Origin of the sequence: Mycobacterium lehmannii (assembly GCF_002245535.1) — a bacterium.
Lineage (GTDB): Bacteria > Actinomycetota > Actinomycetes > Mycobacteriales > Mycobacteriaceae > Mycobacterium > Mycobacterium lehmannii.
Genome location: NZ_NKCN01000013.1, coordinates 50,539 through 72,897, shown reverse-complemented (window position 1 = coordinate 72,897; position 22,359 = coordinate 50,539). Strand labels below are relative to the sequence as shown.

General features: G+C 65.6%; 23 protein-coding genes. 10 read left to right on the top strand and 13 right to left on the bottom strand.

All coding sequences use genetic code 11. The features are described from left to right. The first annotated feature begins 30 nt into the window (after positions 1–30). Genes CEX87_RS15825 through dmpG form a run of 3 tightly spaced genes read left to right on the top strand, consistent with a single transcriptional unit; the run spans position 31 to position 2,808 of the window. A complete protein-coding gene (locus tag CEX87_RS15825) occupies positions 31–816 on the top strand; it encodes a 2-keto-4-pentenoate hydratase (protein ID WP_094288028.1) in 786 nt (261 codons plus the stop codon). Positions 817–823: 7 nt separating this feature from the next. Beyond that, positions 824–1,753, top strand: a complete 930-nt coding sequence (locus CEX87_RS15820; protein WP_064399212.1) for an acetaldehyde dehydrogenase (acetylating) — start codon at positions 824–826, stop codon at positions 1,751–1,753. Further along, a complete protein-coding gene (gene dmpG, locus CEX87_RS15815) occupies positions 1,750–2,808 on the top strand; it encodes a 4-hydroxy-2-oxovalerate aldolase (RefSeq protein ID WP_064399211.1) in 1,059 nt (352 codons plus the stop codon). The genes CEX87_RS15820 and dmpG overlap by 4 nt, the downstream gene beginning before the upstream one ends. 12 nt (positions 2,809–2,820) lie before the next feature. On the opposite strand, the gene CEX87_RS15810 is transcribed toward dmpG, so the two are convergent. The 3 genes from CEX87_RS15810 to CEX87_RS15800 all read right to left on the bottom strand — a co-directional run bounded on the left by CEX87_RS15810 (position 2,821) and on the right by CEX87_RS15800 (position 5,097). Continuing rightward, positions 2,821–3,468, bottom strand: a complete 648-nt coding sequence (locus CEX87_RS15810) for a DedA family protein (protein ID WP_233151397.1) — start codon at positions 3,466–3,468, stop codon at positions 2,821–2,823. Positions 3,469–3,552: 84 nt separating this feature from the next. Continuing rightward, positions 3,553–4,806, bottom strand: a complete 1,254-nt coding sequence (fmdA, locus tag CEX87_RS15805) for a formamidase (RefSeq protein ID WP_064419336.1) — start codon at positions 4,804–4,806, stop codon at positions 3,553–3,555. A 9-nt stretch (positions 4,807–4,815) separates the two neighbouring features. After that, positions 4,816–5,097: a hypothetical protein gene (locus CEX87_RS15800; RefSeq protein ID WP_094288026.1), complete on the bottom strand. Its 282-nt coding sequence runs from the start codon at positions 5,095–5,097 to the stop codon at positions 4,816–4,818. 106 nt (positions 5,098–5,203) lie between these two features. Between CEX87_RS15800 and CEX87_RS15795 the strand changes: the two genes are divergently transcribed. Together CEX87_RS15795 and CEX87_RS15790 are read left to right on the top strand one after the other, a co-directional pair. Beyond that, positions 5,204–7,282, top strand: coding sequence for a RecQ family ATP-dependent DNA helicase (locus tag CEX87_RS15795; RefSeq protein WP_094288024.1), 2,079 nt, complete (start codon positions 5,204–5,206; stop codon positions 7,280–7,282). 181 nt (positions 7,283–7,463) lie between these two features. Further along, a complete protein-coding gene (locus tag CEX87_RS15790; protein WP_064399207.1) occupies positions 7,464–7,874 on the top strand; it encodes a hemophore-related protein in 411 nt (136 codons plus the stop codon). 58 nt (positions 7,875–7,932) lie between these two features. Here CEX87_RS15790 and CEX87_RS15785 read toward each other — a convergent pair whose 3' ends face one another. The 4 genes from CEX87_RS15785 to CEX87_RS15770 all read right to left on the bottom strand — a co-directional run bounded on the left by CEX87_RS15785 (position 7,933) and on the right by CEX87_RS15770 (position 13,190). Further along, complete coding sequence (locus tag CEX87_RS15785; RefSeq protein WP_064399206.1) at positions 7,933–8,337, bottom strand: hypothetical protein; 405 nt, start codon at positions 8,335–8,337, stop codon at positions 7,933–7,935. A gap of 124 nt (positions 8,338–8,461) precedes the next feature. Continuing rightward, a complete protein-coding gene (locus tag CEX87_RS15780; RefSeq protein ID WP_416171915.1) occupies positions 8,462–11,434 on the bottom strand; it encodes a BTAD domain-containing putative transcriptional regulator in 2,973 nt (990 codons plus the stop codon). A gap of 250 nt (positions 11,435–11,684) precedes the next feature. After that, the gene (locus tag CEX87_RS15775) at positions 11,685–12,107 is read right to left on the bottom strand and encodes a hypothetical protein (protein WP_064399203.1); all 423 of its coding nucleotides are present in this window, start codon (positions 12,105–12,107) and stop codon (positions 11,685–11,687) included. A gap of 171 nt (positions 12,108–12,278) precedes the next feature. After that, positions 12,279–13,190 (bottom strand): IclR family transcriptional regulator, encoded by a 912-nt coding sequence (locus CEX87_RS15770; protein ID WP_068198980.1) that lies wholly within the window; start codon positions 13,188–13,190, stop codon positions 12,279–12,281. Between the two features lie 85 nt (positions 13,191–13,275). Between CEX87_RS15770 and CEX87_RS15765 the strand changes: the two genes are divergently transcribed. Genes CEX87_RS15765 through CEX87_RS15755 form a run of 3 tightly spaced genes read left to right on the top strand, consistent with a single transcriptional unit; the run spans position 13,276 to position 16,327 of the window. Continuing rightward, complete coding sequence (locus tag CEX87_RS15765) at positions 13,276–14,403, top strand: hypothetical protein (protein ID WP_064399201.1); 1,128 nt, start codon at positions 13,276–13,278, stop codon at positions 14,401–14,403. 2 nt (positions 14,404–14,405) lie between these two features. Further along, the gene (locus CEX87_RS15760; protein ID WP_064399200.1) at positions 14,406–15,188 is read left to right on the top strand and encodes an SDR family oxidoreductase; all 783 of its coding nucleotides are present in this window, start codon (positions 14,406–14,408) and stop codon (positions 15,186–15,188) included. Beyond that, positions 15,185–16,327 (top strand): sulfotransferase family protein, encoded by a 1,143-nt coding sequence (locus CEX87_RS15755; RefSeq protein ID WP_068198978.1) that lies wholly within the window; start codon positions 15,185–15,187, stop codon positions 16,325–16,327. Before CEX87_RS15760 ends, CEX87_RS15755 begins: the two co-directional genes overlap by 4 nt. Before the next feature lie 13 nt (positions 16,328–16,340). Here CEX87_RS15755 and CEX87_RS15750 read toward each other — a convergent pair whose 3' ends face one another. From CEX87_RS15750 to CEX87_RS15740, 3 genes are read right to left on the bottom strand one after another with little or no spacing between them, the layout of a single operon-like run. Continuing rightward, the gene (locus CEX87_RS15750) at positions 16,341–16,985 is read right to left on the bottom strand and encodes a sensor domain-containing protein (RefSeq protein ID WP_068198977.1); all 645 of its coding nucleotides are present in this window, start codon (positions 16,983–16,985) and stop codon (positions 16,341–16,343) included. A gap of 36 nt (positions 16,986–17,021) precedes the next feature. Beyond that, the gene (locus CEX87_RS15745; protein WP_068198974.1) at positions 17,022–17,477 is read right to left on the bottom strand and encodes a hypothetical protein; all 456 of its coding nucleotides are present in this window, start codon (positions 17,475–17,477) and stop codon (positions 17,022–17,024) included. Beyond that, a complete protein-coding gene (locus CEX87_RS15740; protein ID WP_064399196.1) occupies positions 17,474–18,640 on the bottom strand; it encodes a Rieske 2Fe-2S domain-containing protein in 1,167 nt (388 codons plus the stop codon). The genes CEX87_RS15745 and CEX87_RS15740 overlap by 4 nt, the downstream gene beginning before the upstream one ends. A gap of 131 nt (positions 18,641–18,771) precedes the next feature. On the opposite strand from CEX87_RS15740, the gene CEX87_RS15735 reads away from it, so the two are divergent. Continuing rightward, complete coding sequence (locus CEX87_RS15735; RefSeq protein ID WP_066841074.1) at positions 18,772–19,302, top strand: gamma carbonic anhydrase family protein; 531 nt, start codon at positions 18,772–18,774, stop codon at positions 19,300–19,302. Here the strand turns inward: CEX87_RS15735 and CEX87_RS15730 are convergent, their stop codons facing one another. Then, positions 19,303–19,926, bottom strand: coding sequence for a hypothetical protein (locus CEX87_RS15730; protein ID WP_066841072.1), 624 nt, complete (start codon positions 19,924–19,926; stop codon positions 19,303–19,305). Between the two features lie 142 nt (positions 19,927–20,068). On the opposite strand from CEX87_RS15730, the gene CEX87_RS15725 reads away from it, so the two are divergent. Next, positions 20,069–21,061 carry an MOSC domain-containing protein gene (locus tag CEX87_RS15725; RefSeq protein ID WP_197506047.1) on the top strand — a complete coding sequence of 331 codons (993 nt, stop codon included), beginning with the start codon at positions 20,069–20,071 and terminating at the stop codon, positions 21,059–21,061. Here CEX87_RS15725 and CEX87_RS15720 read toward each other — a convergent pair. Both CEX87_RS15720 and CEX87_RS15715 read right to left on the bottom strand, forming a co-directional pair. Next, positions 21,058–21,474, bottom strand: coding sequence for a nuclear transport factor 2 family protein (locus CEX87_RS15720; RefSeq protein ID WP_064425075.1), 417 nt, complete (start codon positions 21,472–21,474; stop codon positions 21,058–21,060). The genes CEX87_RS15725 and CEX87_RS15720 overlap by 4 nt on opposite strands. Further along, positions 21,471–22,349: a TIGR03619 family F420-dependent LLM class oxidoreductase gene (locus tag CEX87_RS15715; protein WP_064399363.1), complete on the bottom strand. Its 879-nt coding sequence runs from the start codon at positions 22,347–22,349 to the stop codon at positions 21,471–21,473. The genes CEX87_RS15720 and CEX87_RS15715 overlap by 4 nt, the downstream gene beginning before the upstream one ends. Between the last annotated feature and the right edge of the window lie 10 nt (positions 22,350–22,359).

Genomic DNA, 22,359 nt, shown 5'->3' with positions numbered 1-22,359 from the left:
CGGTCAACAGAACAAGGGGACTTCATAAGGATGCTCAGTGATCAGGTGCGGCAGAAGCTCGCCGCCGATCTCGCCCAGGCCGAGCGCAGCAAGGTTCCCATTTCACCGTTGACCGACGCCCATCCGGACATCGACGTCGTTGATGCCTACGAGATCCAGCTGATCAACATCCGGCAACGCGTCGCCGAGGGCGCCAAGGTCATCGGCCACAAGGTCGGGCTGTCGTCGAAGGCCATGCAGCAGATGATGAACGTCGACGAACCCGACTACGGGCATCTGCTCGACGACATGGCCGTCCATGAGGACACCCCCGTCAAGTCAGCCGACTACCTCTATCCCCGCGTCGAGGTGGAGGTTGGATTCATCCTTGCCGACGATCTGCCCGGTGAGGGTTGCACCGAGGACGACGTCCTGGCGGCGACGGCCGCGTTCGCGCCCGCCATCGAGTTGATCGACACCCGCATCACGGACTGGAAGATCAAACTCTGCGACACCATCGCCGACAACGCGTCCTCGGCGGGCTGGGTGCTCGGAGAGAACCGGGTCTCGCCGAAGGACATCGACATCACCGCGATCGACGCCGTGCTGACCCGCAACGGCGAGGTGGTGGCGAAGGGCCGCAGCGACGCGGTGCTGGGCAACCCGGTGACCGCGGTGGCGTGGCTGGCGCGCAAGGTCGACAGCTTCGGTGTCCGCCTCAAGGCCGGTGACATCGTGTTACCCGGCTCGTGCACCAAGGCGTTCGACGCCACCCCCGGCGCCGAGTACGTCGCAGACTTCGCCGGGCTCGGCTCGGTCCATCTGAGTTTCGAATAGGAGCGTCATGCCTAAAGCAAGCGTCGCGATCGTCGGGTCGGGCAACATCAGCACCGATCTGCTGTACAAACTGCTGCGTTCGGAGTGGCTGGAACCGCGCTGGATGATCGGCATCGACCCGGAGAGCGAGGGCCTGGCACGCGCCCGCAAACTCGGGCTGGAGACCTCGCACGAGGGTGTGGACTGGCTGCTGGCGCAGAGCGAAAAGCCAGACATGGTCTTCGAGGCCACCAGCGCCTACGTGCACCGCGACGCCGCCCCGAAGTACGCCGAAGCGGGGATCCGCGCGATCGACCTGACACCCGCGGCGATCGGACCGGGCGTGATTCCGCCGGCCAACCTTCACGAGCACCTCGATGCGCCCAACGTCAACATGGTCACCTGCGGCGGGCAGGCCACCATCCCGATCGTGTACGCGGTTTCTCGCGCGCTGGCCGATGAGGGCGGTGCGCCCTACGCCGAGATCGTGGCGTCGGTGTCGTCGGCATCGGCCGGTCCGGGCACCCGCGCCAACATCGACGAGTTCACCAAGACCACCAGCAAGGGTGTCGAGGTGATTGGTGGTGCCAAGCGAGGCAAGGCGATCATCATCCTCAACCCCGCCGAGCCGCCGATGATCATGCGCGACACCATCTTCTGTGCGATCCCCGAGTACGCGGACCACGACGCCATCACCCAGTCGATCCGCGATGTCGTCGCCGAGGTACAGACTTACGTACCGGGATACCGGTTGCTCAACGACCCGCAGTACGACGAACCGTCGGTGGTCAACGGTGGTAACCACGTCGTCACCACGTTCATCGAAGTGGAGGGTGCGGGAGACTACCTACCGCCTTACGCTGGAAACCTGGACATCATGACCGCCGCGGCCACGAAGGTGGGCGAGGAGATCGCCAAGGAGTCCATGGCCACGAGCAGTGCAGGAGGCCAAGCATGAGCGGCACCGACAGCATCTACTTCAATCCCATCTGGGACGTCCGGATGACGGACACGTCGCTGCGCGACGGCAGCCACCACAAACGGCATCAGTTCACCAAAGACGAGGTGGGTGCGATCGTCGCCGCCCTGGATGCCGCCGGCGTGCCGGTCATCGAGGTCACCCACGGCGACGGTCTCGGCGGGTCGAGCTTCAACTACGGCTTCTCCAAGACGCCTGAGCAGGAACTGATCAAGCTGGCCGCCGAAACGGCCAAAGAGTCGAAGATCGCGTTCCTGATGCTGCCGGGTGTCGGCACCAAGGAGGACATCAGGGAGGCGCAGGACAACGGCGGCTCGATCTGTCGGATCGCCACCCACTGCACCGAGGCCGACGTGTCGATCCAGCACTTCGGGCTGGCCCGTGAACTCGGCCTGGAGACCGTGGGCTTCCTAATGATGAGCCACACGATTCCGCCGGAGAAGCTCGCCAAACAAGCGCGCATCATGGCCGACGCCGGCTGTCAGTGCGTGTACGTCGTCGACTCGGCGGGCGCGTTGGTGCTCGAAGGCGTCCGGGACCGGGTCGCGGCGCTCGTGGCGGAGTTGGGCGACGATGCGCAAGTCGGTTTTCATGGCCACGAGAACTTAGGCCTCGGTGTCGCGAACTCGATCGAGGCCGTGCGTGCGGGCGCCAAGCAGATCGACGGTTCGTGCCGCCGGTTCGGCGCGGGTGCGGGCAACGCTCCGGTCGAGGCGTTGATCGGGGTGTTCGACAAGATCGGCGTCAAGACCGGCATCGATTTCTTCGACATCGCCGACGCGGCCGAGGAGGTCGTCGCACCCGCGATGCCAGCCGAGTGCCTGTTGGACCGCAACGCGCTGATCATGGGCTATTCCGGTGTGTACTCGAGCTTCCTCAAGCACGCGATCCGCCAGTCCGAGCGCTACGGGGTTCCCGCCCACCAGCTGCTGCACCGTGCGGGCCAGCGCAAGCTGATCGGCGGCCAGGAGGACCAGCTGATCGACATCGCGCTGGAGATCAAACGCGAACAGGACAGCGCCAAGACCGGTTAGCGACGGCTTGACTTAACCGGCTCGGCTACGCCGCTTTCTTACCAGCCACGCCGCGATCAGGACGGCGGCTACGGCCAGGACCCCGTACTGGTAACGCGATGTCCAGGTGGACACGGTTTCCCAGTTGTCACCCAACTTGAAGCCGGCCACCACCAGCAGGCTGTTCCATACGGCGCTGCCCGCGGCCGTCAGCGCGACGAATCGGACGAAGGGCATGCAGTACATCCCGGCGGGTACCGAGACGAGGCTGCGGACGACGGGGATCATCCGTCCGACCAACACCGCCACGGATCCGTAGCGACGAAACCATGCCTCGCTTTTCGCGAGATCGTCGGCGGAGAAGAACGGAAGCCGCTCGACCAATCGGTGCACCCGGTCACGTCCGAGGCGGGCGCCCACCACATACAGCACCATCGCACCCACCACGGAGCCCACCGTCGTCCAGACGATGGCTTCCCACAGCGACATCTCGCCGCGGGCGGCCGTTAAGCCCGCGAGCGGCAAGATGATCTCGCTCGGCAGGGGAGGGAAGATGTTCTCCGCGGCGATCGCCGCGCCTGCACCCACGCCGCCGAGCCGGTCCATCAACGAGACCGCCCATCCCGCCACACCTCCGATGTCTGGCGATGTGCTCGCGACCACGGTGGCATCGACGGTCACGGAGCCGTCTCCATTGGCGCGAACGTGGGTTACCCGCACGTCTGACCGCGATTTGGCGTGCGGGTAACCCACGTTCGGCGACTCCTACGCCGCAGCGCGCGGGGCGCCGATTCCGGGATCGATCTTCGCCGGCTTGCCCGCGGTCGGGGCGATCGGAATGTCGAAGATCGCCGTCGGGAGATACACCGTCGCACAGGAATTCGGGATATCCACGACGCCCGAGAACCGGCCTTCGATGGGAGCTGCACCGAGCAACAGGTACGCCTGCTCGGGGCTGTAGCCGAACTTCGTCAGGTAGTTGATCGCGTGCAGGCAGGCCCGTTGGTAGGCGAGCTGCGAATCCAGATACCGCTGCTCGCCGTCGAGGGTGACCGAGGTGCCCGAGAACGTCAGCCATTCCGAATACTGCGGTTGGGTGTTGCCCGGGATGAAGATCGGATGCTCGCTGACTCCGTAGGTCTCCATCCCGCCGGAGATCACGTCGACGTGCAGGTCGATGAAACCGCCCATCTCGATGCCACCGCAGAAGGTGATCTCGCCGTCGCCTTGGGAGAAGTGCAGATCACCGACCGACAGGTTGGCCCCGTCGACGAACACCGGATAGAAGACCCGGCTGCCCCTGGTCAGATTCTTGATGTCCATGTTGCCGCCGTTCTCGCGGGGCGGCGCGGTGCGAGCCCCCTCGGACGCGACCTTGTCGAACGCATCGCCGGTGAGAGTGCCGAGGATGGCGTCGGCGGGCTCGGGCGGCAGCGCCAACGGCGGTTCGCGATCCGGGTCGGTCGCGATCAGCGCGGCCTCACGAGAATTCCAATTGTTGAGCAGCTCGGTCGACGGCGCGGTACCCATCAGGCCGGGGTGGGTGATACCGGTGAACTCGACCCCGGGCACATGCCGCGAGGTCGCCTTTTCTCCGGAGAAGTCCCAGACCGCCTTGTAGGCGTCCGGGAACTGGTCGACCAGGAAGCTACCGCCGTTGCTCTTGGCGAAGATTCCGGTGTACCCCCAGCCCTGGCCGGCCAGCGGACCGGAATCCTCCTGGGGCAGGGGGCCGACGTCGAGGATGTCCACGATGAGCAGATCGCCGGGGCGGACGCCTTCGACGGCGATCGGTCCCGACAGCGCGTGCACCTTGGACATCGGAGCGTTGAGGATGTCGTCGGCGGAGTCGTCGTTGTGGATGTCGCCGTCGAACCACTCCCGGCAGTGCACCCGGAACGAGTCGCCCGGCTTGACCGTGACCGCCGCGGGGATGTCGGGATGCCAGCGGTTGTGTCCGACTATCTGCTGGTCGGGGAACGCCTTTGTGGAGTCGAGCGGAAAGATGAGTTCGGGCATGGGATTCCTTCACGGTCTTGGGAGTTTGCGGTGCAGCGGGTTGGTGGTCGTTGGTCGGCGACGAGCCGTGGGCGGTGGTGCGGTGACGACCCCGGGACGATCAGCGCTGGCGCGGGTCGCATCCTGGAGTTTCATCGCGATGTCGGAGCGGCCCACGTGTGGCATCGACATCATCTTCAGCGCGCGCCCCGCGCACCGCAGGCAGTCGACGACGTCCGGGCAGCCGTGCATGGAGAACGCCTGCTCGGCTATTCCGCAGCCGGATTCGCATCGAAACCGGTAGAGCACCATGATCAGCTCCGTACAGCTCGAGATTGCGGGGGTACGTCAGCCGCATACCCCGCCGCTTCCGAGGTAACCCTGCTCGGCCGTCGGAGTCGACCGGCACGATGGGGCCATGGCGACCCGCGAACAGGCTCAGGAGATTCTCGAACAGCTGGCCGGGCCGACAGCGAGATTGCGCGACGACCAGTGGTCCGCCATCGAGGCGCTGGTCGTACACCGCCGCCGTGCGTTGGTCGTGCAGCGCACGGGGTGGGGAAAGTCGGCGGTCTACTTCATCGCGGCCAAGCTGCTGCGCGCCGAAGGACACGGGCCGACGGTGATCGTGTCGCCGCTGCTGGCGCTGATGCGCAACCAGGTCGCCGCCGCCGAGCGGGCTGGCGTCCATGCGGCCACCATCAACTCGAGCAATGTCGCCGAGTGGGCTGAGATCCATGAGCGGGTGCGGGCGGGAGAACTCGACGTGCTGCTCGTCAGCCCAGAGCGGTTGAACAATCCGGACTTTCGCGACTCCGTGCTGCCCGCACTGGCGCACGACGCCGGTTTGGTGGTCGTCGACGAGGCGCACTGTGTGTCTGATTGGGGCCACGACTTCCGGCCCGACTACCGCCGGATCCGCACCCTGATCGCCGAACTCGGCGCCGATATCCCGGTGCTGGCGACCACCGCCACCGCCAATAACCGGGTGGTCGACGATGTCGCGGCGCAGTTGGGTGTCGGCGGCGGCGACACGTTGGTGTTGAGGGGCGGACTGGACCGCGAATCATTGCGGCTTTCAGTGGTCAGGGCCGGCAATCCCGCACAACGCGCGGCTTGGCTTGCCGCACATATTGATTCGCTGCCCGGGTCGGGCATCGTGTACACGTTGACCGTCGCCCAGGCGCACGACATCGCGACGCTGCTGCGCGAACAGGGGCATCCGGTGGCGGCGTATACCGGTTCGACCGAAGCCGCCGAACGTGAACAGCTCGAGGCCGACCTGCTGGCCAACCGGGTCAAGGCGCTGATCGCGACGTCGGCGCTGGGCATGGGCTTCGACAAACCCGACCTCGGATTCGTCGTGCACCTCGGTGCACCGTCCTCGCCGATCGCGTACTACCAGCAGGTCGGCCGCGCCGGCCGGTCGACGGCCAGTGCCGAGGTGATCCTGTTGCCGGGCCGGGAGGACCAGGACGTCTGGCGGTATTTCTCGTCGGTGGCGTTTCCGTCGGAAGCCATGGTGCGCAATGTGATTCGTGTTCTGGACCCAGACCGTCCGCAGTCAACGGCTGCGTTGGAGCCGATGGTCGACCTCAACCGGACGCGGTTGGAGATGGTGCTGAAGGTGCTCGACGTCGACGGTGCGGTGCGGCGGGTGAAGGGCGGCTGGATCGGCACGGGTCAGGATTGGGTGTACGACGAGGCTCGTTACCGCAAGCTCGACGAGGCGCGCAGACGCGAGCAGCAGGCGATGCTCGACTATCAAGCGACCGACCGCTGCCGGATGGCCTTTCTGCGCGCTCAGCTCGACGACCCCGAACTCGTAGAAGGTGAGCGGTGCGGTCGCTGCGACAACTGCGCGGGTTCGCGCTACGACGCTGCTGTCGACGCCGTGACCGTGGAGGACACGCGAGCGAGGCTCATGCGGCCCGGGGTCGAGCTGACGCCACGCAAGCAGTGGCCATCGGGTCTGGGCGTTCTCGGGTTGGACCTCAAGGGCAAGATCACCGACGGTCCGGAACCCGGCCGCGCGATCGGACGGCTGACCGATCTCGGTTGGGGCGCCCGCCTGCGGCGGCTGCTCGACGAACCGGATGCGGAGGTGTCCGACGACGTGGTGCAGGCCGCCGTGCAGGTGCTGGCCGCATGGGACTGGGCGAACCGCCCGGCCGCGCTGATGGCGCTGGACTCGAACACGCATCCGCTACTGATCACCTCGCTGGCCTGTGAATTGTCCCGGCTGGGCCGGCTCACGGATCTGGGTGTGATGCGATACGCGCCCGGGCGCAGACCGGTGACCGCGGCGAACTCGGCGTATCGGGTCGCCGCGCTGAACGGTGCGTGGGAAACACCGGAGCTGCCTCGGCTCGACGGTCCAGTGCTGCTCGTTGATGACATCACCGACACGGGGTGGACGCTCACTATGGCCTCGCGGCTACTCCGAGCTGCTGGTGCGCCGGCCGTCCTGCCGTTTGCGCTGGCCAGCATCGGCTAGGGCCACCACGAGCGCTTAACCGGTTGATCCCACGCACCAGCTGCGTGCGATCAACCCGATAGAGCGCTGGGACTTCCTGACACCCGAAAACGCCGTCTGTACTGGCGCTGTTTAGTCCGCCCCCCGGGCCGGTTACGCATTACGAAGCGGCCACCGTGTCGCAGACCAAAGGAGTGATTCGATGAACCTGTCCGCAACGACCGTTCGACGCGGCCTGTACGGAATGTTCGCCGGCGGCCTGCTTGCTTTCGGTTCCGCCGCGATCGTGGCACCGGTTGCCAATGCGCAGCCGGCTCCGGCGCCGACGCAGGACAACACCTGCAGCGTGAGCGCGATTGCCAACACCTCGAGCACGGTGTCGGCATCGACGAGCACCTACCTCGCCTCGAACCCCGAGGCCAACGAGGCGTTGACGGAGATCGCCACGAAGCCTCAGGATCAGGCCACGCAGGACTTCCGCGCCTACTTCGCGCAGAACCCGCAGGTCGAGTCCGAGCTGAAGGCCATCAACCAGCCGGTCGCCCAGATCTCGAGCCAGTGTGGTGTCGAGGTGACACCGACGCCGATCTCGGCCGCGTTGACTGATGCGTAAACCGTAACGACCTTGTGGCGCCGGCCCTGCGCCGGCGCCACAAGTGTCTTCGGGGTCGCTACGGATTGAAGAGCACGGGCCCGCCGGGACCGATCGGCACCACCTCGTATGTGCCGTCGCCCGTGCGTTCGGCGTTCTGGCCGGGATCTGCCGTTCCCGGTCGGGGAGCCCGGCCCGCCTCCCATGGGGCTTGCGGAGCACTCTGTGCGGTCGCAGGCGGCGCTCCACATAGACCGCCGCTCCATACTCCGCCGCTCATCTCACAACAGAACCTCTGCTCTTCGAAATGTTCCGCGGATGTGGTCTTGTCCGCCATGTACCTGTCCGCAGCTGCATCCATGCACGTGTCGAACGCACCGATGTCCCACTCATCCTTGGCCTGGGACACCGCGGGCGGGACGAGCGCCCCGATCGCCACGGCGATCACAGCGGGGCCGAACACCCACAACGAATACTTCTTCATCTTGGTTCTCCTTCAGTCGATCACTTGCTCATCGGCTGATTCCCCCGCGAATGCAGTGATGAGATGACAGAGCCACCGTCGCGAACCGGTGTTGCAGTTGCGTTGCAGCGCGGTTGTGGGCGGTTCAAGCTGGGTCGTGAGCTGCGAGAATCTGCCCGGGTTCTTCGGTTCTGTTCGCCGCGGCCATTGCCTCTGCCAATAGGGTTCTAGCCTGACGCAGAGCGCGCGGACGACCTTGCGGCGCCAGCCGTTCCACCCACTGCTGGGCGCGTTGACAGGCGAGGTCTGGTTGGTCGACGAACAACGCGCGGATGAGGGTTTCGTCGCGAATCTGGGCGGTGGCCTCACCCAGCCCCCCGTCGGGCAGAGCGTCGCCGTGGTCGTCTCGCCCTGGTCGGTCGACGATCGGCAGCCCCAGCCGCGTGATTTCGTTTTCGGCGTGCGCGCGCAACCGCGGCAGCTTCAGCGTCGTCGCGACGCTTACTCCCTCATTCAAGCGCGCCGCTGCGGTGTCGAGGTCGCCGCGCGCGGCCCTGACGCGCGCGCTCACGACATGCCGCAGGATCAGGAACTCGACTGTGCCGCCTGATGACCCGAACTCGTAGCATTCATCCAGCAGTCGTCCGGCCTCGTCGATATCGCCGCGCTCGAACAACAATTCGCCGAGAAGTGCGCCGGCGAGTTGCGCCGCATCCGAATGTCTGATCCCCCCGTAGCTTTCGGCCAGCTGCAGCGCCTCGCGAAGACACCGCTCGGCGGCGGCGTCGTCGAGCTGTTCGCGCGCGGCCATACCCGCCAGGCAAAGCCCGTAGATCCTGCTGAACGGATTGTCGTCGTCCTGGTATGGCGCGGCCCACTGCTGCCACCCGCGAGCAGCGTCGAAATCGAACCGCCAGAGCGCGGCGAACGCGGCGACGTTCGCCGCAACGCTGACGAGAAACGGCGGTGTCGTTTCAGGACTTGAAAGGCACTCGGCCACCAGTTCTTCTACCCCGGCGGTGCGATCGGCCCAACTATCGAGCATCGCGCGCAGCACGTTCGCTTCCAGTCGCCAGCCGCGAATATCAGTATCCGGCAGAGCGTCCCCCAATACGGTGGACTCAAAGGCATCTAGCGCGGCGCGAGCCGCTACAGGTTGCTGCAGCATCGCGCTGGCCCAGCCGACCGCAAGATGCAACCGAGGGCGATGCGCGACGACGTGCGGCGGCAACTTGGACACCAGTCCGCGGAAGGTCGACACCTTGGCCTGACGAATCAGGTCCACCCCGAAGAGTTCGATCAGTTCGACTGCCCGCTCGGCCTCATCGGCCGCGATCGCGTGATCAACGGCCTCCCTCAGCAGTCCGCGCTCTGCAAACCAGCGAGACGCCTTGGCGTGTAGGGGCGCAACGCGCTCGGGATGATCGCGCTCGAGTCGGCGATGCAGATGCTCGGCGAACAGTTGGTGGTAACGAAACCATTCGCCATCGGGGTCTAAACGACGCAGGAACAAGTCGCGGCTCTCGACCTCCTCGAGGAGCGCCTGCCCGTGCACTCTGCCGGTAAGTGTCGAGGCCAGCTCGCCACTGATCCGCTCCGTCACCGACGTGACCATCAGGAAATCGAGCAGTTCGGGTTCGAGTGCGTCGAGCACGTTCTCAGTCAGGTATTCACCGATTGCCTGATGACGCCCAGACATTCGGTTGATCACCTTGCCGGGGTCGTCGCAATCTCGCAATGACAGCGATGCGAGTTGCAGGCCGACGACCCAACCGTCGGTCGTTTGTTCCAAGCTTGCGACGTGCGTGTCGTCCAAATCCAGGCCGCACGTTTCCAACAGGAAGGCGCGCGACTCCGAGACGTCGAATCGCATGTCCTGCGAATCTATTTCAGTGAGCTCATCGCGCGCTCGCATACGGCTGACGGGCAGATGCGACCGAACCCGGCTCGTGATGATCAGTCGCAGGTGCCGACCGCCGTAGTCGAGTAGGTACGCAAGTGCTGCGACAGTATCTGCGTCGGTGATGCGATGCCAGTCGTCGATCACCACGACGACGGGTGCATAAGTGCTCTCGATCTCGTTGATCAAGGAGGTCAGTACGGAACGAACCACCGCCGGACCGCGCTCTTCCAACGTCTGCCGCAGTTGACGGGCCAGCGTGGGCCGCACCGTGCGCACCGCCTCGATGAGGTCGGTGACGAACCAGACGGTGTTGTTGTCGTCCTCGTCGATCGTGAGCCATGCGACGGTCGTGCCCTCGGCGGCGAGAACAGCGTGCCACTGCGCGGCCAGCGTCGTCTTACCGAAGCCCGCCGGGCCGTGGATCACGACCAATCGACGCGCGTCACCACCGCGCAACTTCTCGATCAGGCGGGCACGTGAGACAAGCTGACGCGATGACGTCGGCGGTTGATACTTGGTCGCCACGGTGACCGGATACCGGTCGCGGTCGACCAGCTGAAGCGATGGATCCTGTTGGAGGATAGCTGCTTCCAGGCCGCGCACGTCAGGGCCTGGATCGACACCGAGCTCAGCGCGGAGCCGGCGACGCAATCCTGCGCCGACGCTGAGCGCATCGGCCTGCCGACCCGACCGGTACAACGCCAACATGAGCTGAGCGTGCAGCTGCTCCCGAAACGGGTGCTTTGCAGCCAGATTCTCGAGTTCGGCGATGAGTGACTGGTGTCGGCCCATCTCGAGATCCGCGTCGATCCGGTCACCCAGTGCCATAAGTCGAAGCTCGGCCAGCCGCGCCGTCTCCGCAGCGGCGAACTCCGGCTGTCCCAAGTCCTCGAGCACGTCTCCGCGCCACAGGCTCAGCGCTTCGCGCAGAATTTTTGCGGCGCGTTCAGCGTCACCGGCTCGCAAAGCTTCGTGTCCTCGGGCCAGCATGTCTTCGAACCGGACGCTGTCGACCTGGTCGCGGCTCACAAAGAGTCCATAGCCGGTCTTCTGGGTGACCAGCACATCGTGGACTCCCGCCGCCGCCAGGTGCGATCGAAGCCGCGACACGTGAGCCCGCAGCGTGCCGTTCGCACTCGCCGGCGGTGCGCCACACCAGATGGCGTCGGCTATACGGTCCGCAGGCAGGCAGCGGCCGGGATGGAGCAACAACATCGCAAGCAGTTCCCGCTGCTTGGGGCCGCCCAGATCGACCGGTTGACCGCCAACCGGACTGACAGTGAGCGGGCCTAGAACCCCGAACACCGGCGTCGCCGTCACGGCGAAGCTCCACCGAGTTTCACCAGGTCAGCGTAGCCGGTCGGCGCATCACGGGTCCCAGTTACGCGGTGTGCCTCAACGACTCCGAAGGTGGAACAGCCGCCCTGCCGTAGGACAGGGCGGCTGCTGTGTGGAGCCTGTGGCGTTACCGGTAAGCGATGAAAACGCCGTTCTCGAGGAAGACGCCGAATGCGTTCGCCTCGGCGTTCCACTCGACCTTCAGCGGCTCAAGATCCGGAAAGTCCGGCCTCAGTTCGACCGGCGGCAGCCAGACGTCGGGGATGTTGAGGCGTGCCGGGTCATCCCAGTGTCCCGGCGGAACGCCATAGAACGGGTTCGGAAGCACGCCTATCGTCGGGTCCTTCTTCACCTGTCCGGGCGGGCCGAACGGGTTGTGCCCGGGCGGGTCGCCCGGCGCCCAATTCGAGATGACCGGCCCGGGCGGATTCGGCGGACCGGGGATTTTCGGCCCCGGGTCTGCCTGCGCGAGCCCGCTACCCAGTGCGAATGCCGATAAGCCCAGCGCACCCGCCATTGCGGTGGTGGCGGCAAACTTCTTGATCTCCACGTTGAACTCCTTGTTCGTGGTGGCGCCGTCGGTGCGGCGTCACATCGACTTGTTGTTCACGCCGCCCCGTCCGATCGTCGGCGGTGCGGCTCGAAGACCCCCTGACGCGATTCGGACTACCCCTGAACCGCTCGGGAAAAACGCATCGCAAAAGATTTTAAGTTTGCTGAGCTAAGTGATGTCGCGACGCTTGACCCCGCCCAGCTGGCCGGTCACCGCGTCGGCCGTAGCCACCGATGCTCGCGCTCGTTCGGTGATCTCGTTGTCGGTCAATGCCTTTCCGATGTGGACCGAGACCACCATGATCTGTCGCTGGTAGTGGTCGTACACCGGTGCCGAGATCACGCTGATGTCATGGCGTTTGCGGCCAGTGTCGTTCTCGTTGCGCAGGTAAACCCGTTCGCCGATATCGGAGACCAGTTCACCGAGCAGCGCGCGCAACTCGTCAGGCAACTGTGCCGACATCCCCGCCATCAACGAATACAGTCGGCGTCCGCCGGGCGTCAGCCGTTCGACCAGGTAACCGTCCGTGCGGCATTCGGCGATCACCCGGTTCAACCGTTCGGTGTCGGTTCGCAACGACACTGTGGGCTCTTTCGCCAACCAGTCGCGCTGCGCCTCCTCGTCCCAGAGCACGAACATCAAGCCGACAGGGGGTGCGAACGGATAGCTCTGGCCGACCTCGACGCCGGCACTGACGCCCGACGGGGATACGAGGTCGAGCACCGTGATGCGGTCGTCGACCACCGCCGACAGGGCTGCCGTGACGCCGAAGCGCGACGACAGCCGACGCAGTTCCTCGCGAGCGGCGGGGCTGACGCGCAACGCCTCTTGGGCCCGATGCCCGAGCGTGATCAGGGACGGGCCCAACCTGTAGGTCTTGTCCCTCGGGTCGCGCACCAGATATCCGGCGTCGGCGAGCGTACTGACCAGCCCGAGGCAGGTCGGCTTGCTCAAGCCGGTGCGCCGAGCCAACTCTGAGACGCCGAACCGCTGGTCGGGATGACCGGCCATGAAGTCGAGGACGCGCACCACGCGCTCGGTGGGCGGCGACGCGCGACCGGGGATTTCGGCTGTGCTCACGCGGCCTAGGCTACTTTCCGTTCCATATTTGGACCATAGCGGTCGGTATATTGACTAGCCTTAGAACGCGTTCTAGTTTCGCAGTGTGTACTCACAGCCGCTGATCGATGCGATCGCCGAAGCCGAGCACCTCGTGTCCACCGCGCCGTTCATCGAATCCGAAGCCGACTTACTCGAAGGTCTGCAGTACCTGGCCGGGTGTGTAGCCGCCTGCACTCACCTGGCGTTCGACTACGACCGCGACCATCCGTTCATGCAGTCCGGGACGGGGCCGTTCACCAAGATGGGCCTCGACAATCCCGACGCGCTGTACTTCGGCACCCGGGTGCAGGCCGGTCACGAATACGTCGTCACGGGTAAGCGGGGCACCACGACCGACCTTGCCTTCCAGCTGCTCGGCGGCGAGTACACCGACGACAACGTTCCGCCCAGCCAAGCCGCCTTCGACGACCGCGAACTCGACATCGCCGAGGACGGGACGTTCGAATGGCGCGTCACCCCCACCAGTCCGTCGCAGTTGGTCATCCGCGAGGTCTACAACGACTGGTCAGCACAGCGCGGCTACGTCAGCATCGCGCGCACCGACACCGCCGGAACCGCCCCGCCACCGCTGACCAAGGCGACCATCGAGAAGCGCTACGCCGTTGCAGGCAAGCAACTGGTCCAGCGGGTCAAGACCTGGCTGCAGTTTCCGCACTGGTTCTACAACAACCTGCCGGTCAACACGATGGTGGCGCCCCGGCTCACACCGGGCGGCCTGGCCACGCAGTACTCGTCGGTCGGTCACTTCGACCTGGCGCCGGATCAGGCCATGGTCATCACACTGCCGGTCAGCGACGCACCGTATCTCGGGTTCCAGCTCGGCAGCCTGTGGTACATCTCGCTCGACTACATCAACCACCAGACATCGCTGAACGGCACTCAGGCACAAGCCGATCCGGACGACAAGATTCGCATCGTCGTATCCGACGCCAACCCCGGCGTCACCAACTGGTGCGAGACGCTCGGCCACCGCCGGGGGTATCTGCAGTTCCGCTGGCAGCGCCTGTCACGTGCGCTGACCGAGGCGGACGGTCCGACGGTCGAGGTCCTCGACGTCGACAGGGTCGCCGACGCGCTGCCGTACTACGACAGCAACAAGATCTCCGACGACGACTGGCGTACCAGGATCGCGTTGCGACAACAGCAGATTCAGAACAGGATGGTGGGCTGACCATGGTCGGGATGCTCGATGGAAAAGTCGTCGTCATCAGCGGCGTCGGACCCGCACTGGGCACGACGCTCGCGCGCCGATGCGCCCAGGAAGGCGCGGACCTCGTGCTGGCCGCCCGCACGGTCGAACGCCTGGAGGACGTCGCCAAGCAGGTCACCGATCTGGGTAGGCGGGCGCTGTCGGTGGGCACCGACATCACCGACGACGCGCAGGTGAACAACCTCGTCGACGAGACGATGAAGGCGTACGGCAAGGTCGACGTGCTCATCAACAACGCGTTTCGGGTGCCGTCGATGAAGCCGTTGGCCAACACCACTTTCGAGCACATGCGTGACGCGATCGAGTTGACCGTCTTCGGTGCGCTGCGGCTGATTCAGGGGTTCACCCCTGCGCTGGCGGCATCCACCGGATCCGTCGTCAACGTGAACTCCATGGTGGTGCGTCACTCGCAGGCCAAGTACGGCGCCTACAAGATGGCCAAGTCGGCGCTGCTGGCGATGTCACAGTCGTTGGCCACCGAACTCGGCGAGCAGGGTATCCGGGTGAATTCCATTCTGCCGGGCTATATCTGGGGCGGGACGTTGGAAAGCTACTTCAACCATCAGGCCGGCAAGTACGGCACCACCGTCGACGAGATCTACAAGGCGACCGCGGCCGCATCCGATCTCAAACGGCTGCCCACCGAGGACGAGGTGGCCTCGGCGATCCTGTTCATGGCCAGCGACCTGTCGAGTGGAATCACCGGCCAGGCGCTGGATGTCAACTGCGGGGAGTACAAGGCGTGACGCGCACGGACGTCGGTACGGTCGAGGATCTGCACGCTTCGGCGACCAAGGCCTGCGGCCTCGACGACTTCGGCAGCGACGACGACAACTACCGCGAGGCCCTCGGGGTGCTGCTCGAGTCCTACCGCCGGGACGCGGATCTCACCGAATTCGGCAGCAAGATGCAACGGTTCTTCGTACGCAACGCGCTGGTCGCCCGCTTGGTGTCAGAAGCGGCGTGGAAGCAGCACCCGCAGCACGTCGACGTCTCGATCGAGAAGCCGATCTTCGTGACGGGCCTGCCCCGCACCGGCACCACCGCGATTCATCGGCTGCTGGCCGCCGACCCCCGCCACCAAGGGCTGGAGTTGTGGCTCGCAGAATTTCCCCAACCTCGGCCACCTCGCGAAACCTGGTCCGACAACCCGGTTTTCGCCCAACTCGACGCCCAGTTCAGCAAGGCCCACGCCGAGAACCCGGACTACACCGGCCTGCATTACATGACCGCCGACGAGGTCGAGGAATGCTGGCAGTTGCTCCGCCAGTCGCTGCATTCGGTGTCCTACGAGACGCTCGCCCACATCCCGACGTATTCGCAGTGGCTGGCCAAACAGGACTGGACGAAGCCCTATCGGCGGCACCGCAAGAACCTTCAGTTGATCGGTCTCAACGAACCCGAGAAGCGGTGGGTCCTGAAGAACCCGAGCCACCTGTTCGCGCTCGACGCGCTGTTCAAGACGTATCCGGACGCGCTGGTCATCCAGTGTCACCGGCCGCCGGAGACGATCATGGCGTCGATGTGCTCGCTGGCCCAGCACACCACCGAGGGCTGGTCGAACACGTTCGTCGGGGAGACGATCGGACGCGATTCGCTGGAGACCTGGTCGCGGGGACTGGAACTGTTCAACGCCGAACGGGCCAAACACGATCCGGCCCAGTTCTACGATCTCGACTACTTCGAGCTGATCAAGGATCCCGTCGGCGCCGTGGCCGACATCTACCGTGCGTTCGGAATCGAGTTCACCGACGCCGCGCGTGACGCGGCGACCGCGACTCACGAAGAGAGCAAGAAGGGCCCACGGGCACCCAAGCACACCTACTCCCTGGCCGATTACGGCCTGACCGACGACGAGGTCAAGGAGCGCTTCAAGGGGCTGTGACTTCGTGCCCGGTTCAAGCGGCGGTGTTGGCCAACTTCTCGATCCGCTCGAGCGCGTCCTCGGCCAGGGACCGCACGTCGTAGCCATTGGCGGGACCGCATGTCGAGATCTCGATCGCGGCGTTGTACGCGGCGACCAGCGCGCTGTCACAAGCCCAGTCGTCACCCTTGAACGACCACAGGAGAATCTCGGGTAAGCCGGAATCGACTGGCGGCAGAAGTTCGAAGAGATATTCGCGTTCGGCCATGCTGGTGACCCGAAAGGTCATGCCCTGGCACGAGTCGATTGTGTGCTTCGCCTGTGCGAGTGCACCTTTGGCGTCGAAATCGGCGCGGTAGACGCCGACCATCTCCTCGACGTACACGTCCAGACCGCCGTTGACCGTCATCCAGTGCCCGCCGTCGTACGCCGCGGGATCATGAGCGACGATGAACGGTGGATCCACCTCACGCGCCACGCCCGCGCAGCCATCGGGGTCGACGGATACGAACAGGTTTCCGTCGCCCTTGGTGACGTCGGGGCTCAGCAGGTCGCCGACCTGTCCGGCGGTGATCGGGGCGACCGGCGGTTCGACCGTCGGCTGGGGGCTGTCAACCACCCGCGTGCAGCCCGCAGCGGTCAGCGCGAACAGGCAGAATGTGACCGCAACGCAGCGCATATCAGAGCACTTTACGACTGCGCGTGTTGAGGAAAGCTAGCCGTCGCCAGGGGAGGGGGCCGACGAGATCTCCTCCAGGCACCCTTCGGCCACAGCGTGTTTGATGCTGTCGGCCAACCGGGGACAGGCCTTGGCGCGGGCGGGGTCGGCGCCCGATTCGCGGATCTCGGTGAAGTACGCACACCGTCGCGATGCCTCGGTGTTCCACTGCACCGACGTGTGAGCCGGCCCCAGCTTTTTGACGTCCACCGAGACGTGGCAGAAGCGGCAGTCGACCGACACCAGGCCCGACCGCAGATAGCGTTCGCGGTCCCGTTGGGTGGCTTCTCGCAGCGCCGCCGCCCGTTCGGCGCCGAAAGAGGGCGCCTTCGAGGTGATTCCGGGTGCCGAACCGCCGTGACCGTGGCCGTGGTCGTCGTCGTGCGCGCCATGCAGCATCAGCATCGCCCGGGCCAGCCGGTCGACATCAGGAACTTCGTCGCGCGGACTCATGACGAGGTCTGCTCGGCTCTTTCCTTCTCGTCCTTCTCTTCGGCCTGACGCTTGAGGTTCTCCTCGACCTCGACATGCCACTTCTCGTTGGCCGCCGTGGTGTCGACCTCGATCTCGAAGCGGTCGGTCATGTCCGGGGTGACGTCGGCGACGTCGACGTAGAACTGCTGATACCACCGACGCATCTGGTACACCGCACCGTCCTCCTCGACGAGGAGCGGATTGTCGATGCGCGTCTTGTGCTTCCAGATCTCCACGTCCTGAAGGAAGCCCTTGCTGACACCCTCGGTGAACGTATTGGCCAGCTTCTCGGTCATCTTCTCGTCCAGGCCCTTGGGCTTCTCGACGATGACGCCCCACTGCAACATGAAGGAGTTCTGCGTGACGGGGTAGTGGCAGTTGATCAGGATCGACTCGGCCTTGTATCCGCCGTAGTTGTTGTGCAGCCAGTTGATCATGAACGACGGGCCGAAATACGACGCTTCCGAGTCGAGGTGCGCCTCACCGTAGGTGGTGCCCATGTCGTTGATGTCAGGCCGGCCCACGTTGTGCAGGTACTGCGACGCGATATGGCCCTCGAAGACGTTCTTGAAGTACGTCGGCAAGCCGTAGTGGATGTAGAAGAAGTGCGCCATGTCGGTGACGTTGTCGATGATCTCCCGGCAGTTGGCGTTCTCGATCAGGATCGAGTTCCACTTCCAGTCGGTCCACTCGTCGCTTTCGACCTCCGGGATGTCGGGGATCCGGACCTCAGGCTGGGGCGGATTGCCCTCGTGGTCGTGCCAGACGAACAGGAGCCCGCCGCGAACGTCGGTCTCCCAAGCCCGAGTGCGGGCCAGCCGCGGTGTGCGCTTGGCGTAGGGCACCAGCTTGCATTTGCCGTCCCCGCCCCAGCGCCAGTCGTGGAACGGGCAGGCCACCTCGTCGCCCTTGATTGTGCCCTGGGAGAGGTTTCCGCCCATGTGGCGGCAGTAGCCGTCGAGCACCTTCACATCGCCGTGCGAATCGGCGAAGACCACCAGCATGGTGCCGAAGATCTCGATGCCGTGCGGCTTGCCGTCCAGGTAGTTCTTCACCGGGCCGAGGCAGTGCCAACCCCGGGCGTACCGGTCGGGCAGGGCGCCGGTGTCGATCTCACGAATTCCCGCGCTGTTGGTAGTCACGGTGGGCCTCCCGGTTCTGTGTCTCTAACTAGAACACGTTACAGTTTTTCCCGCTCCACACGCAATCTATGCAGGTAATCCGCCCCCTCATGAAGCGCTCATTGCCACTCAACTAGGGGTATAACCAAACGATGCCGTTGTACTCCTTCGAGGGGCGCGCACCGACGATCGATCCGGACGCGTTCATCGCGCCGACGGCCACGCTGGTCGGTGACGTGCACGTCGAGGCGGGCGCCTCGGTCTGGTTCAACGCGGTCCTGCGGGCCGACTTCGCTCCGATCGTGGTCCGCGAGGGCGCCAACGTGCAGGACTGCTGCATCCTGCACGCCCCGCCCGGCATCCCTGTGGACATCGGACCCGGCGCCACGGTCGCACACGCGTGCGTCGTGCACGGTGCGCACATCGGCGCGGAGGCGGTGCTCGCCAATCACTGCACGGTGCTCGACGGCGCGGTCGTCGGCGCGCGCACCATGATCGCGGCCCACTCGCTCGTCGTCGGCGGCACGAAGATCCCCGACGAGGTGCTGGTGACAGGGGCGCCCGCGAAGGTGCGCGGCCCGATCGCAGGAACCGGCGCGGAGATGTGGGTGAACACCAATCCCGGTGCGTACCAGGAGTTGGCTCGCCGGTACTCGACGGGTCTGCACGCCGTCGAGGAGTGACTACCGCGGCTCCGGCAGGCCGGTGCGCAGTGCGATGTCCTGCATCCTGCCGACGTTGATCACGAATTCGTCGGTGGTGGCGTCGCCGAGTGCGCTCTGAAATTCCAGTCGCACCAGCGCCGGACCCCGCGTGAACAGCAGCATCGTTACTGCCTTGCTGCGGTCGACCGACTCGCCGACGGCGATGATGCCGTCTGCGCCCACCGGAGCCGGTCGCGGTGTCGCGTCGGCGACCACCTGGTTGAGCTGGGGTATGGCCTCGCGCAGTGTTCGGGTCGCGGTTTCGGCATCCGGGTAGATCACGACCGTGTTGGCGATCGCACGCGTGTCGTCCTGGTTGACGAAAAGGGCGCTCGCGCCGGGCAGACCGCCGGGGGCCGGGTTCGTCGACTGGACGGTGAAGGTGTCCTCGTCGTCGCTGAGATCGGACGCCTGTAGCAAAAGGCGGCTGTAGTCGACGGTCGTGTCCGGCTTGTCGGTGCCGCTGGTCGTGGGGGCGTCAGGCGCCGGAGAGTCGGCTGGCGACGTGGTCGAGGTCGGGGTGCCCGTGTCCGGACCTGTGGCAGCCGGGTCGCAGCCGACGGCGGCAGCGCAGATCAGCGCCGCCGTGGCGGCCGCAGACATCGACTTCAGACGGGTAAGACGGCGGTTCTCAGGCAATGCGATCGGACTTCGTGCTCGAGAGTCGGGACAGAGATCAATAACTCAACGTACCGACCTGACCATCGACGCTGGTTACGCGTACTGCGGGCGGTACGGTGGCGCCATGACCATCGGCCAAGTTGCCCAACTGTGGCGCCACCCGGTCAAGTCGCTGGGCGGGGTCAAGGTGGACGAGACCCATATCGGTCCGCGCGGAGTGCTCGGCGACCGGCTGTGGGCGGTTCGTGACCTCGAACGCGACATCACGGCTTCGGCGCGACGCATTCCGCTGCTGCTGACCGCAACGGCTCGCTACGCCGACCCGCTGCCACCGGACGCGGGCCCCGGAAACGTGCCCGAGGTGGAGATCACCTTCCCCGACGGCACTGTTCTGTCGAGCCGCGACCCCGCGGTGCACACCAAGCTCTCCGAACTGGTGGACCGCGACGTCCGGCTCACCGCGCTGCCGCCCGCCGAGGACACGAGCCTGCACCGCATGCGGCTGCACAACCGGAAGGACGCCGTGGCCTCGGCCCAGTTACGCGCCGACTTCGGGGTCAACGAGGGCGAGAAGCTTCCCGACCTGGCGAAGTTCCCAATGGGCGAGCTGTTGAAGCTCGGCCGCTATTCGACGCCGCCCGGCATGTTCGTCGATCTCGCTCCGGTGCACATCCTGACCGCCACCAGCGTGGCTGCCATCGCTGACGAGATCGGTGACGACGTCGACGTGCGGCGGTTCCGGCCCAATGTGCTGATAACGCTCGACGACCCGGAAGGGGACCTCCCCGAATCGAGCTGGGTGGGCGCCGAAGCCAGGATCGGTGATGTGGGCCTCGACGTCATCTCGCAGACCGTTCGCTGCGTCGTGCCCAGCCGAGCGCAGCCGGGACTCGAGGTGGACCGCAGGATCACCCGCGCCGTGGCCGGCCGCGCCCAGCGGTGCCTCGGTGTCTACTGCACGGTCCCGCGGCCCGGCATGGTTCGGGTGGGCGACGCCGTCGACGTCCGGACGGTCTCCCCGTCACGTCCGAGGAAGCTGCTCGACGAAACCACGATGAGGGCCAAGCGCTTCACGCTCGGTCTGGCCACCGCAGCCGCCGACCGGATCTTCCGTTAGAGCTTGCGCGCGCTGGCGGTGGCGCGGTCCAGCTCCCAATAGGCGCGCAGCGCGACCAGTTTGCCCTCGTCGTCGACGCGGTAGGTGAACACGCCCTCGGCCGTCACCTCGTAGCCCGCGGACTGGATCACGATGCGCCCGACGTTGGCTTCCTCGTTGCCGCACTGGAACGTCTCGACAAAGTCGAAACGCAACTCGCTGGGCGCGATCGCCTTATCGTAGAACGCGGCGATGGCTTCCTTGCCGCGGTGGCCTTGGCCCTCCGGGTCGAAATGCGACGGTCCGATCGGGTCCTCGACAACGGCGTCCTCGGCGAAGTTGTCCAGCCATGCCTGCTTGTCGTGGGCGATCGCCGCCTCGCGGGATCGCTTGCCCGCCAGGTGGACCGGTGCGTCGGGGTTGGTGACGGTCACTGCTGCCAGCCCGAGTGGATGTAGGTGTCGGCGAAGCGCTTCATCGAATCCTGTTTGTCCTTGAGCGGTGCGTCGAAGCCCAATCCTTCGAACACCCAGGGCATCACGATGTTGTCGGTGACGCCGGATTCGGCGAGTTCACGGTGGCCGTCGACGCCGAACTTGTCGATGCACACCGCTTGAAACTCGAACGGTGCGTCGGCGCGGCCGTATTCGGCAAGCAGCGCCTTGAGCTTGGCGATCGTCTCGGCCAGCTGCTCACCGGTCATCATCGCGCTGGTCCACCCGTCGCCGACACGCGCCGCGCGCTTGAGCGCGACGTCGGTGTGGCCGCCGACGTAGAACGGGACCGCTGCGGTGGGCGCCGGGCTCATCTGCAGCTTGTCGAAGTCGTAGAACTCGCCGTGGAACTCGACCATGCCGCCGGCCAGCACGAGTTTGATGACCTCGATCATCTCGTCGACCCGCTTGCCGCGCTTGGCGTACGGCTGGCCGCACCACTCGAACTCCTCAGGTGCCCAACCGATCCCAACACCGAACCCGAACCGGTTGTTCGTCAGGTTGGCCACCGACCCGACCTGGCGGGCGAGTAGCAGCGGGTTGCGTGAGCCCAACTTCATCACGTTGGTGTAGAAGCGCAGCGTCGACGTCACCGCACCCATCGCACCGGCGGCGATCAGCGGGTCCACCCACGGGGTGTTCTCGTCCCACATCCGCGAGCCGTCCGGGGTGTACGGATAGTCGGCTGATTGCTTCTCCATGTAGAAGATGGAGTCCGGCAACGCGATCGAGGTGAAGCCAACCTCCTCGGCGGTCCTGGCGATGTCGACGAGCTGATCGATCGGGCACATCGGCACCGCGCACGTGTACTGCATCCGGGTCACG

What these genes read in the sequence shown, in the direction of transcription:
- CEX87_RS15745 (WP_068198974.1), bottom strand. Translation starts at nt 17,477, where the DNA reads ATGAGTCCGCGCGACGAAGTTCCTGATGTCGACCGGCTGGCCCGGGCG.
- CEX87_RS15790 (WP_064399207.1), top strand. Translation starts at nt 7,464, where the DNA reads ATGAACCTGTCCGCAACGACCGTTCGACGCGGCCTGTACGGAATGTTC.
- CEX87_RS15780 (WP_416171915.1), bottom strand. Translation starts at nt 11,434, where the DNA reads ATGTTGTTGCTCCATCCCGGCCGCTGCCTGCCTGCGGACCGTATAGCC.
- CEX87_RS15825 (WP_094288028.1), top strand. Translation starts at nt 31, where the DNA reads ATGCTCAGTGATCAGGTGCGGCAGAAGCTCGCCGCCGATCTCGCCCAG.
- CEX87_RS15795 (WP_094288024.1), top strand. Translation starts at nt 5,204, where the DNA reads ATGGCGACCCGCGAACAGGCTCAGGAGATTCTCGAACAGCTGGCCGGG.
- CEX87_RS15820 (WP_064399212.1), top strand. Translation starts at nt 824, where the DNA reads ATGCCTAAAGCAAGCGTCGCGATCGTCGGGTCGGGCAACATCAGCACC.
- dmpG (WP_064399211.1), top strand. Translation starts at nt 1,750, where the DNA reads ATGAGCGGCACCGACAGCATCTACTTCAATCCCATCTGGGACGTCCGG.
- CEX87_RS15785 (WP_064399206.1), bottom strand. Translation starts at nt 8,337, where the DNA reads ATGAAGAAGTATTCGTTGTGGGTGTTCGGCCCCGCTGTGATCGCCGTG.
- CEX87_RS15750 (WP_068198977.1), bottom strand. Translation starts at nt 16,985, where the DNA reads ATGCGCTGCGTTGCGGTCACATTCTGCCTGTTCGCGCTGACCGCTGCG.
- CEX87_RS15760 (WP_064399200.1), top strand. Translation starts at nt 14,406, where the DNA reads ATGGTCGGGATGCTCGATGGAAAAGTCGTCGTCATCAGCGGCGTCGGA.
- CEX87_RS15715 (WP_064399363.1), bottom strand. Translation starts at nt 22,349, where the DNA reads ATGCAGTACACGTGCGCGGTGCCGATGTGCCCGATCGATCAGCTCGTC.
- CEX87_RS15725 (WP_197506047.1), top strand. Translation starts at nt 20,069, where the DNA reads ATGACCATCGGCCAAGTTGCCCAACTGTGGCGCCACCCGGTCAAGTCG.
- CEX87_RS15730 (WP_066841072.1), bottom strand. Translation starts at nt 19,926, where the DNA reads ATGTCTGCGGCCGCCACGGCGGCGCTGATCTGCGCTGCCGCCGTCGGC.
- CEX87_RS15735 (WP_066841074.1), top strand. Translation starts at nt 18,772, where the DNA reads ATGCCGTTGTACTCCTTCGAGGGGCGCGCACCGACGATCGATCCGGAC.
- fmdA (WP_064419336.1), bottom strand. Translation starts at nt 4,806, where the DNA reads ATGCCCGAACTCATCTTTCCGCTCGACTCCACAAAGGCGTTCCCCGAC.
- CEX87_RS15800 (WP_094288026.1), bottom strand. Translation starts at nt 5,097, where the DNA reads ATGGTGCTCTACCGGTTTCGATGCGAATCCGGCTGCGGAATAGCCGAG.